This is a genomic window from uncultured Caballeronia sp. (genome assembly GCF_964243625.1).
In the GTDB taxonomy this organism is placed as follows: Bacteria; Pseudomonadota; Gammaproteobacteria; order Burkholderiales; family Burkholderiaceae; genus Caballeronia.
In genome coordinates this window covers 1-9816 of sequence record NZ_CAXTGZ010000198.1, presented here as the reverse complement: position 1 = coordinate 9816, position 9816 = coordinate 1, and the positions used below count along the sequence as shown (strand labels likewise).

General features: G+C 60.5%; 13 protein-coding genes and 1 pseudogene. 8 read left to right on the top strand and 6 right to left on the bottom strand.

All coding sequences use genetic code 11. The features are described from left to right. A partial coding sequence (locus tag ACFFAR_RS15225; protein ID WP_375508073.1) for an aspartate/glutamate racemase family protein occupies positions 1-320 on the top strand: 320 nt, incomplete at its 5' end. A 4-nt stretch (positions 321-324) separates the two neighbouring features. Here ACFFAR_RS15225 and ACFFAR_RS15220 read toward each other — a convergent pair. The 5 genes from ACFFAR_RS15220 to ACFFAR_RS15200 form a co-directional block, all read right to left on the bottom strand. Next, positions 325-663 (bottom strand): hypothetical protein, encoded by a 339-nt coding sequence (locus ACFFAR_RS15220; protein ID WP_375508072.1) that lies wholly within the window; start codon positions 661-663, stop codon positions 325-327. A gap of 94 nt (positions 664-757) precedes the next feature. Then, complete coding sequence (locus ACFFAR_RS15215) at positions 758-2038, bottom strand: aspartate carbamoyltransferase (protein WP_062002708.1); 1281 nt, start codon at positions 2036-2038, stop codon at positions 758-760. Between the two features lie 43 nt (positions 2039-2081). After that, on the bottom strand, positions 2082-2501 hold the full coding sequence (locus tag ACFFAR_RS15210; RefSeq protein ID WP_174363463.1) for a secondary thiamine-phosphate synthase enzyme YjbQ: 420 nt from the start codon (positions 2499-2501) through the stop codon (positions 2082-2084). A gap of 104 nt (positions 2502-2605) precedes the next feature. Beyond that, entirely contained in the window at positions 2606-2926 is a 321-nt protein-coding gene (locus ACFFAR_RS15205; RefSeq protein ID WP_174363464.1) for a DUF4148 domain-containing protein, read from the bottom strand. 81 nt (positions 2927-3007) lie between these two features. Next, positions 3008-3274 carry a DUF4148 domain-containing protein gene (locus ACFFAR_RS15200; RefSeq protein WP_174363465.1) on the bottom strand — a complete coding sequence of 89 codons (267 nt, stop codon included), beginning with the start codon at positions 3272-3274 and terminating at the stop codon, positions 3008-3010. Positions 3275-3545: 271 nt separating this feature from the next. On the opposite strand from ACFFAR_RS15200, the gene ACFFAR_RS15195 reads away from it, so the two are divergent. The 5 genes and pseudogenes from ACFFAR_RS15195 (at position 3546) to ACFFAR_RS15175 (ending at position 6599) form a co-directional block, all read left to right on the top strand. Then, on the top strand, positions 3546-4262 hold the full coding sequence (locus ACFFAR_RS15195; protein WP_174363466.1) for a transcriptional regulator: 717 nt from the start codon (positions 3546-3548) through the stop codon (positions 4260-4262). Positions 4263-4381: 119 nt separating this feature from the next. After that, complete coding sequence (locus ACFFAR_RS15190; RefSeq protein ID WP_062002713.1) at positions 4382-4900, top strand: RNA polymerase sigma factor; 519 nt, start codon at positions 4382-4384, stop codon at positions 4898-4900. Further along, complete coding sequence (locus ACFFAR_RS15185) at positions 4897-5751, top strand: anti-sigma factor (RefSeq protein ID WP_062172428.1); 855 nt, start codon at positions 4897-4899, stop codon at positions 5749-5751. Before ACFFAR_RS15190 ends, ACFFAR_RS15185 begins: the two co-directional genes overlap by 4 nt. Positions 5752-5763: 12 nt before the next feature. Next, positions 5764-6057, top strand: a pseudogene (locus ACFFAR_RS15180) (catalase); the annotation flags it as partial. Continuing rightward, positions 6054-6599 (top strand): cytochrome b/b6 domain-containing protein, encoded by a 546-nt coding sequence (locus ACFFAR_RS15175; protein WP_174363467.1) that lies wholly within the window; start codon positions 6054-6056, stop codon positions 6597-6599. The pseudogene ACFFAR_RS15180 and the gene ACFFAR_RS15175, both read left to right, overlap by 4 nt. A gap of 8 nt (positions 6600-6607) precedes the next feature. Here the strand turns inward: ACFFAR_RS15175 and ACFFAR_RS15170 are convergent, their stop codons facing one another. After that, the gene (locus tag ACFFAR_RS15170; RefSeq protein WP_174363468.1) at positions 6608-7648 is read right to left on the bottom strand and encodes a trypsin-like peptidase domain-containing protein; all 1041 of its coding nucleotides are present in this window, start codon (positions 7646-7648) and stop codon (positions 6608-6610) included. A 195-nt stretch (positions 7649-7843) separates the two neighbouring features. On the opposite strand from ACFFAR_RS15170, the gene ACFFAR_RS15165 reads away from it, so the two are divergent. After that, positions 7844-8884: an aliphatic sulfonate ABC transporter substrate-binding protein gene (locus ACFFAR_RS15165; protein ID WP_174363469.1), complete on the top strand. Its 1041-nt coding sequence runs from the start codon at positions 7844-7846 to the stop codon at positions 8882-8884. A gap of 261 nt (positions 8885-9145) precedes the next feature. After that, positions 9146-9816, top strand: a 671-nt coding sequence (locus tag ACFFAR_RS15160; protein ID WP_375508071.1) for an LLM class flavin-dependent oxidoreductase, incomplete at its 3' end; no start/stop codon positions are given.

The following is a 9816-nucleotide window of genomic DNA, read 5'->3' as shown; positions in this document are numbered from 1 at the left end:
CGGCGTTTTCAATGCGCGAAAGTTTTTTCCGTGACCGGCTTGAAGAACGGCACGGCATTGCGACAATCGTCCCCGATACCGCAGAGCAGGCGACCGTTCACGACATCATTTATCGCGAGTTGTGTCTTGGGATCGTGACGGAAGAATCCCGCAAGCTTTATCGCGATGTCATTCACGGGCTGGCAGCACGCGGCGCCGAAGCAATCGTACTGGGATGTACGGAAATCATGCTGCTGGTAAAAGCCGAGGACAGCCCTGTCCCTCTGCTCGATACCACCACGCTCCACGCCCGCGCTGCCGTCGACTTCTCGCTCGCGTAATGCCTTAGTGCTCGCGCCTGTGCGTAAATACGCGCGGACGGACGGCCTCGATCACGGCCTCGGGCAGAACTTGATGTAAGGTACGCACGGTGAAGTCGAGGTCTTCCATGGCGACGTCGAATACAAGGCGGAGGTCGTCGTGATCGCGCGAAGCCTGGCTCACGTACACGCCGAGCGGCGAATGAAAGAGGCGGCGAATGCGCTCACGCGCCGCCTCATCCTGCTTGCTGCGCAGTACCGCCGACAGATGAACGCGCGAAACACAGGGCGCGGCAGTGCTTTGGCGTTCCGCCGAATTGTTGTTATTCGCCGGGCCAACGATTCTTTCGAGTACAAGGTTCATGACGCTGCAAGCTCCTCTGTTCGGGATGACTTGCAGCGTATCTTTTTGCGCGTAAACAACGCGTCAAGATTTCCGGCGTCGCCGTATAAATTGCTTAGTCGATGCCGTTGAAGACCGCATCGTCAGGACCGATATACGCGGGTGCTCGCCAAGCAGCATCGCGCATCGAGTGCTGGACCTGTCCTTCCACGCCGAGCAACACCGCGAAAATCGCCATGCGCACGGGGATGCCGTTATCGGTTTGACGGAAGATCGCAAGCCTCGGATCGTGGTTGAGGTCGACGCTGAGATCGTTGGCGCCGGGGCGGCCGTCACGCGGCAGCGGGTGCATGATCAAGGTGTCAGGCCCGCACACGCTTTCGACCAGGGCCTGATTGATCTGGAAATCAGGCGTGTAACCTTCGATGGATTCATCGGCGAAGCGCTCTTTCTGAATGCGCGTTGCATACACCACGTCCGCGCCTTTGAGACCTGCGTGCAGGTCGCTCGTCTGCTCGACCACATGATCGCCGCGCGTGATCTGATCGAGGATGGACGTGGGCATTTCGAGCGATGCCGGCGAGATCAACGTAAATTTAAGTCCGCGATACAGCGCCAGCAGCTTCGCGAGCGAATGCACGGTGCGGCCGTATTTGAGGTCGCCGACCATTGCGATATGCGAGCCGTCGACAATCTTCCCCACGCGTGAAAACTCGCGCTGGACCGTGTAGAGATCGAGCAGCGCCTGGCTCGGATGCTCGCCGGGGCCATCGCCTGCGTTGATCACGGGAACGTTGGTCGCGCGTGCGAATTCAGCCACCGATCCTTTCTCGGGATGGCGCACGACGAGCGCGTCCGCATAGCCGCTGATCACGCGGCTGGTGTCATAGATGGACTCGCCTTTTGCCATCGATGAAAACGTGAAGCCCGTCGTGTCGCATACCGAACCGCCCAGCCGGCAGAACGCCGCGCCGAAGCTCACACGTGTGCGGGTGCTGGCTTCGAAAAACAGGTTCGCGAGCACTGCGCCTTCCAGGACGCGCGTGATTTTTTGACGCCGCGCGATGGGTTGCATGGTGTCCGCGACCCGGAACAGCGCTTCGACGGAATCGCGCGAAAACTGATCGACGGAAAGCAGGTGCGGTCGTCCCTCGTGCAGAATGGAAGGTGACTGTACGCGTTGCGTATACTCATCGTCAGTGGGCGTTCGCTCCAGGATCTCCATGACGTAGCGGCTGGCGATTTCCGGCATGGCGCGCGATTCAGCGGATTCGTCCGGAAGCAGCCATGTGTCCAGTGCCCGCCGGGCCACGCCAATCCGGTTTGCAAAGGCATCGCGCGTCATGTTAAGCCGCCGCATGGCGTCCCGAAGCAGAGTTTGTTGTTGCAGATGCATGTCGGACGCTCCCGGGGGTTATATACGCGCTGCGTATATTAAATCACTCGCCGAAAAGGTGCAACACGACCTCGCGGCTATGTGAAACGCGGCGGTGTTCGAACAGGTAGATGCCCTGCCAGGTGCCGAGAACCATGCGGCCCGCGCTCACCGGTATGGAAAGCTGGACTTGGGTGAGCGCCGTTCTAAGATGCGCGGGCATGTCGTCGGGGCCTTCCGCGTCGTGTACATAGCGGCCCGGCTCTTCCGGCGCAATGTCCGCGAAGAATTGTTCGAGGTCGGTGCGCACGTCGGGATCGGCGTTTTCCTGTATCAGCAGCGACGCCGATGTATGTCGGAGGAACACTGTCAGCAGCCCGGTCTGGATGCCTTGCTGGTCGATCCAGCTGCGAATGTCGCGGGTAATTTCGTGCAGACCGCGCGTGCGCGTGGTCACGCCCAGATGGTGGAGCGCCTGTTTCATGCGGATGTCTCCAGAGGAAAGTGCGCGACGCAAGAAAGTCGTCGCGCTTGCCTCCGGAGTTTACCGGCTCATGCAGAGTGGCACAGGCGAGGCCGCTCATTCGCTCAATGGCCGAAGTAGATCGATTGCGTTGCTTGATCCGGCGCATGGTCAGCGCGTGCGCCCGATGCCGACATGCTGCCGGTGGACGATCCATACGACGTTGCCGCCGCGCCTTGTTGCGACCAGACTTTCTGTTCGGCGGCCTGGATATCCTGCGGGTAATTGACGTTTTCGCCGCCGGGGCTATAGCCGGCCTTTTCGAGCTGAACGAGTTCGGCCTTGACCTGTGCGCGCGTCACTGGAGCGTTGCTCTGGGCAAACGCGAAAGCCGGTGCAGCCAATGCCGATGAAAGAACCAATGCGGAGATAAGGAATTTGTTCATGATGACCTCAATAAATAATTAGTGATCCGATGTATTTGCCAGGTTGCTACGGATGTTGCGTGGTACTTCGTTGCGGGACTTTCAGTTTGCTTCGCTTGCGTTTGCCGGGGGCGTGCTTGCCACTGTGGTGTTCGATTGCTCTTGAGCAAGACGCGTCTTCTGTTGTTCTAGCTGGTGCGCGAAGATCGGATTGACATCGGGGTACGAGGTATCCGTCACGAAGTCGCGGCCGTCTTTCTGTGCCTGGATCAGTTCCTGATAGACCTCGGCGCGGGTCTTGGTTTGCGCAAATGCATTGGCTGAAGCGATTGTCGCGATAGCTACGAGGGCAATGGCGAGGGCTTTCATGTTCTTCTCCAGTAGAGGTGTTTCGTTGCGGTGTGTACTGGAGAGAACCCCGGAAGGGGCAGGGATATTCCCGATAAAGCGGATTATTTTTTGCCGGAAAAAAATTTGAATACGAGTGGAATAAGCTGCAATGGATGGTGTTTACGCGGTCAGGGACGCTTTTGTTTTCAGTTAGGCGGCTGTTTTGGCGCGAAACCTGAAACAATGTGCAGACGGAATAAAGCGCATGAAACGGTGTTCGCCTCCATACCGACAGCAACTCGAATCGATCATGTCCATAGTAAAACCACCTTCGGAACCCCGGCTCTCAGAGTCCGACGTCCAGGCTTACGCCGACGGCATGCTCGATCCGGTGCGCGCTGCCAGCGTTCAAAGCTATTTGAAAGACCGTCCCGATGAGGCGCAGCGGGTCGCTTTCTATGGGCGGATCAACCAGCAAATGCAGAGTGCCTTTCATGAACCCATGGACGAAGCGTCGCTGCCCAGATCCGCACCGCGGGTATCGAAGCGCCGTATCAGCGCGTATTTGATAGCCGCCTTCGCTGCGCTGGTGCTGGTGGCGGGCGGACTGTTCGCATTCGACATCTCCGATTCTGCGCTCGATAATGCATCGATCATGGCGCTCGAACAGGCGGTCGCGGTGCAGGACATGGCGACCGGCGCGAGCGGTTATGTAAGCTCGGCGAAGGCTTTGGCGGATGCGCCGAACTTGTACGTCGTAGGCTTTCACCCGACTGCGAGACGCGAAATGCCGGTGGGCCCGTTGGCATCGGCAACCGAATATGTGTATCGGAACGCGACGGGCGAGGCCGCTGTCATGCTGATCGCGCCCGGCATCATGGCAAAACCGCAACCGCAGTGGAAAGCAAATCGGGTAGGCGAGACGCGTTTGCTGGCATGGACTGCGGGCGGCAGGCGCTACGTGCTGGCGGGTCGTGCAAACACGCGCGGGCTGATGCGCGCTGCGGATCTGATGACGGGCAATTGAACTCAACGCATAAAAAAGCCGGATGACGGGAATAACCCGCGACCCGTGGTGTTAGCCCATTATTCGCAGCGGCGTTTCAGGTCCAGCGTCCGCATAAGCTTACAAAATGAGGAAGGCCCATGGGCGTCCGTGACGAGTTAATGGAACATGTGCCGCGATTACGCCGATATGCGCGGGCGCTGATCAACAACCGCGATCTCGCCGACGATCTGGTACAGGACACGCTTGAACGCGCGCTCCGCCATACGGAGAAGTTCCAGACCGGCACGGACATGCGCGCGTGGCTTTTTACGATCATGCATAACGTGTTCGCGAATCAGGCCCGTCGCGCCGGGGTAAAAGCGGTGCATGTCTCAGTCGATGACGAGAACATAAACGAGCGTGAATTCGCGGTCGCCGGTACGCAGACGCAGTCGCTTGAAATGCGCGATCTGGACTTCGCTTTGCAGCGCTTGCCGCTCGATCAGCGTCAGGTCGTGCTGCTCGTGGGACTGGAAGAAATGAGCTACGCGGATGTTGCGCAAGCGCTGGAAATCCCGATCGGGACCGTCATGTCGCGTTTATCGCGCGGGCGTGAGAGATTGCGCGCGCTGATGGCAGGCGCCCAACCCGGCGCAAAATTACAGGTGGTGCGATGAGCGAACAACAAACACCGATTACCGAAGACGAAATTCACGCATATGTGGACGGGTCGCTGGCGGAGCACCGTCGCGAGGAAATCGATCGGCTGCTGGAACACGACGAAGCGCTCGCCACCAAGATCAGCGATTACTTCTCGCTGAACAGCATGTTCCATGACCGCTATGACCGCGTGTTGAGCGAGCCCGTGCCGCAACGGCTGTTGCCGCCCGAACGCAAACGCTGGCGCGATGCCGCCAACTGGCCGCAATTCGCCGGCATGGCGGCGGCGCTTGTCATAGGCGTGGGCATTGGCGTGGGCGGCATGATGGGCAACGTCGGAGGCCGTGCGCTGATGCCCGGCAGCGGTGGTGGCGTTCACGTGGAGCGCGCGAGCTTTACGCCGGGTGAGCAGTTCGCGCGTCAATCCGCCGTTGCGCACGTGATGTATGCACCCGAAGTGATGCGGCCGGTCGAAGTCGGGGCGGATCGCGAGCAGGAACTGGTGACGTGGGTATCGAAGCGGCTTGGTACGGATGTGCGTCCGCCGATCCTGACGCGCGTCGGCTTCGAACTGATGGGCGGCCGTCTTTTGCCCGGCGACGATGGTCCGGTCGCGCAGTTCATGTACCACGACGCAAAGGGCGAACGCATCACGCTGTGCATCTCGCACAGGAAGATCAGTTCGGATACGACTGCGTTCAAGCTTTACCAGGACGGCTCGGTGAACGTGTTCTACTGGATCGATGGCGACTTCGGCTATGCGGTATCAGGCGCGATCGACCGGAAGGTATTGCTCGAGCTTTCGCACGACGTCTATTCTCAACTGACCCAGATGGGCGATGTAAAGCCGCAGACCTCCACGCAATAAAACGCTTCCGAAGGTGCCGGCGCATTGCGCCGGCACCTCGTGCTGATTATCGCCAAGGGATGGCCCGACGACCGGCCAAACATCGATGCAGGCACGCTGGTGATCGAGCGCGAGACACCGCAAGCCGATGGCGATTGCCGCGACATCAACTACGATCCGACCATCCTTCCCGCCGGTCCCAGGCCGTCCGACGATCCGGCATTGGCCGCGCGCTCGTCGGCTTATGCCGTCTCTTATAATCGCCGCACGCGTGAGGAAGCGCATGGCCCGGCATCCGCTCAAGCATCGACACGGAACATTCAATGAGCGTCGCAGATAAACATTTCAGTCCCGCCGCCCGGTTCTTCCACTGGCTGATGGCGCCGCTCGTCATAGCGATGTTGTATATCGGCGTGGGGATGGTCGCCACGTTGTCGTCGTGGCATGAGACGCTGCTGGCAGTCCACCAGCCGCTTGGCATCGCGATTCTCGTGCTCGTGCTCCTGCGGTTCATCGTTCGATTGACGCATCGCACACCGCCTTTACCCAATGACATGCCGCGTTGGCAGCAGCACATCGCCCATCTTTCGCACTGGGTCTTTTATGCATTGCTGTTCGCAATGCCGCTGGTCGGCTGGTCGATGCTGTCAGCCGGAGGGTTTCCGATTCATCTGGCCGGAGCGCTTTATCTGCCGCCGATCGCGCCACAAGGCGTGCGCCTCTACACGTTCTTGCGTTCCGCGCACACGGTCCTCGCGCTGTTGTTGTTCGCGACCTTCCTCGCGCATCTGGGCGCTGCAATGTTCCACGGATTGATCAAACGCGATGGCGTGTTTTCGAGCATGGCGAGAGGCCGCCGCGGCCTCTAACGTAATGATCACGCCGCCTGTTCCACCGGCGTCACCTCCAGCTCGAGCTTCTGCGTGCCGCGCAGCACAGTGACATTCACCACGCGGTCGATCCGCGTTGCATCCAGCGTCCGCTGCAAGCTGTCGACGCTGTCCACAGGCAGCGTGTCGATAGCAACGATCCTGTCGCCGGTGCGCAATCCGCCTGTTGCAGCAGGACTTGCTTTCACGACTTCCATCACGTGCACGCCGCTCGCCGACGGCAACTCAAAATAGCGTTGCACGCGCCGAGAGATGGGCGACGTCGTACCCGCCACGCCGATATACGCGCGCCGCGCGCGTCCATGCGCGAAGAGCTGCATGATGACCCACTTGGCGGTATCGATTGCCGTGGCGAATGAGATTGCCTGCGCGCCCGCAATGATCGCCGTATTCACGCCGATCACCTGACCGGCCGAGTTGATCAGCGGGCCGCCCGAATTGCCGGGATTCAGCGCTGCATCGGTCTGGATCACGTCGTAGATCATGCGTCCGGAGTTGGATCGCAAGGAACGTCCGAGCGCCGAGACAACGCCGGTCGTCACCGTCTGCGCGAGGCCGAGCGGGTTGCCCACGGCAATCGCGATTTGCCCGACGCGGAGCTTGCCCGATTCGCCGAGTTCCACGTGCGGCAATGCTTCGGCAGAACCGATGCGCAGCACGGCGAGGTCGCTGTCGGGATCGTCGCCGACGAGGTCGGCATCGAACGTTCCGCCGTCGGCGAGCGTGACGCGAATCTGCGTGGCGCCGTGCACGACATGGCTATTCGTCAGCAGATAACCGTCGGGCGTGAAAATAAAGCCTGAACCCGTTCCACCCTGTGAGCCGCGCGGATTGCGTGCGTTGGCGCTCGCGGGCATGCGCCGTTCGACCGAGATGAATGCCACTGCTTGCTGCACGCGCTCCAGCGCGCCGATGACCGTGCGCGAATAGGCGTCGAGCAGCGCTTCGTCGCCAAGGGGAGTCGAGAGGGCGGCGGCCTCGGCGGCGCCGCGCGAAAGATCATCGATAAATTGGGGACGGCTTCCCATGATCGTGCTCCGGATAAATGGACCTCCAGATGCGGGGTAACGCCGCTGATTTCAAGCGGCGCCAAAGCGGGTGCGCTTGACTCGTCCCATCAGCACTTTCAATGCAATCGATATCAGCAATGATCGTTTAGTCGCGCGCGGGTGCGTTGCTAACATAGTTGGCTGGCTTCTCTCCCTTGCTCCGCTTCCATTTCCATGAAAATCCTTCATCGCCTTGTCGCCTGTTTTGCGATGGCGTTACTGGCTTCCACTGCCATCAACGCGGTTGCGCAAACGCCGTCGGGAACGCCGGTAAAACTGCGGATCGGCTACCAGAAATCCTCCACGCTGATCGCAATCCTCAAGGCGCGCGGGACCCTCGAAAAGGCGGTCGCGCCGCTGAATGTGCGCATAGAGTGGAGCGAGTTTGCAAGCGGGTTGCCGCTGACGGAAGCGCTTAATGCAGACGCTGTGGACTTCAGCGCCGACGTCGCCGACACGGTTCCGGTCTTCGCGCAAGCTGCAAATGCCAACTTCGTCTATGTCGCGCAGGAAACGCCGTCGCCCTCGGCGCAGGCAGTGATCGTTCATCGCGATGCATCCATTCATTCGCTCGCCGACCTGAAAGGCAAACGCATCGCCGTCACCAAGGCAGCCGGCGTTCACTATCTGCTGCTGTCCGCGCTCGCACGGGCAAAGCTGACCCCTGCCGACGTCAAGATCAGTTACCTCGCGCCCGCCGATGCACGTGCCGCTTTCGAGCGCAACGACGTGGACGCATGGTTTGCATGGGACCCGTATGTGGCTTCGGTGGAACTCGATGCGGGCGCACGCATTTTGATGCGTGGCGATGGCCTTGCGTCTTATCAGCGCTATTACCTGGCATCGGCCCCATTCGCGCAGAAGTATCCGCAGATCGTCGATATCGTCTTCAAGCAACTGGTCGAGGCCGGTGTCTGGACGAAGGCGCATCCGCAAGACGCAGCGAAGATCCTCGCGCCAGTGTGGGGACTCAATCAGGCGACGGTCGAACGCGCCAACTCGCGTCGTACCTATGCGGTCCGCGCAGTGGTCGCGAAGAACTTCGGCGAGCAGCAAGCTATATCCGACAGCTTCTATCAGGCGAAGCTCTTGCCGAAACCCGTCGATACCACGAGCGCACTCGTCTGGGACTTTGCATCGCGCAAGGCCGTTGCAGCGAATACCGCGACTTCGGCCAATACGGTCGCCGCCGGGGATACCGCCAAGCAGCCTTAGCGCATCACTGATCGTCAATGCGAGTTTCCAGAAACCGAAACCGCCCGCATCTGCCGGCGGTTTCGCTTCAAGTGAACGTGCCATTCAGTTCGCGTCCGTCGCCAGGCAACCCATCGCTACGGCATCACTTGAGACGCATAAGCAGAATTGGCGAGAACCTTAGCTCAAATAAATCGTTCATGGGAAAAGTGTGCGTCGATAAGATGATTTATCGGAACGGGCGCTGAAGCTCGACTCAACTCGCAAGGCAGGAGCACGACAATGAATGTTTTCTGGTTCATTCCGACACACGGCGACAGCCGTTATCTCGGTACGACGCAAGGCGCTCGCGCCGCGGACTATGACTATTTCCGCCAGATCGCGGTAGCCGCCGACACGCTCGGCTACGAGGGCGTCCTGCTGCCCACGGGCCGCTCATGCGAAGACGCATGGGTCGTGGCGTCGAGCCTGATTCCCGCGACCAAGCGCCTCAAATTTCTGGTGGCGATCCGCCCGGGCCTGAGTTCGCCGGGGTTGTCGGCTCGCATGGCGTCGACGTTCGATCGCTTGTCGCATGGACGGTTGCTGATCAACGTGGTGACGGGCGGTGATCCGGTCGAGCTGGCAGGCGACGGTGTGTTCAACGACCACGACACGCGCTATGAAGTCACGGACGAATTCCTGAGCATCTGGCGTGGTTTGCTCGAGTCGTCGCATGAAGGCGGTTCAATCGATTACGACGGCAAGCATTTGTCGTCGAAGGGCGGCAAGGTGCTTTATCCGCCGGTGCAGAAGCCGTACCCGCCGTTGTGGTTCGGCGGCTCGTCGGACGCGGCGATCGAGCTGGCCGGCGAGCAGGTCGACGTCTACCTGACCTGGGGCGAGCCGCCGGCCGCGGTGGCCGAAAAGATCGCCAAGGCGCGCGCCGCGGCCGCCAGGCACGGCCGCACCTT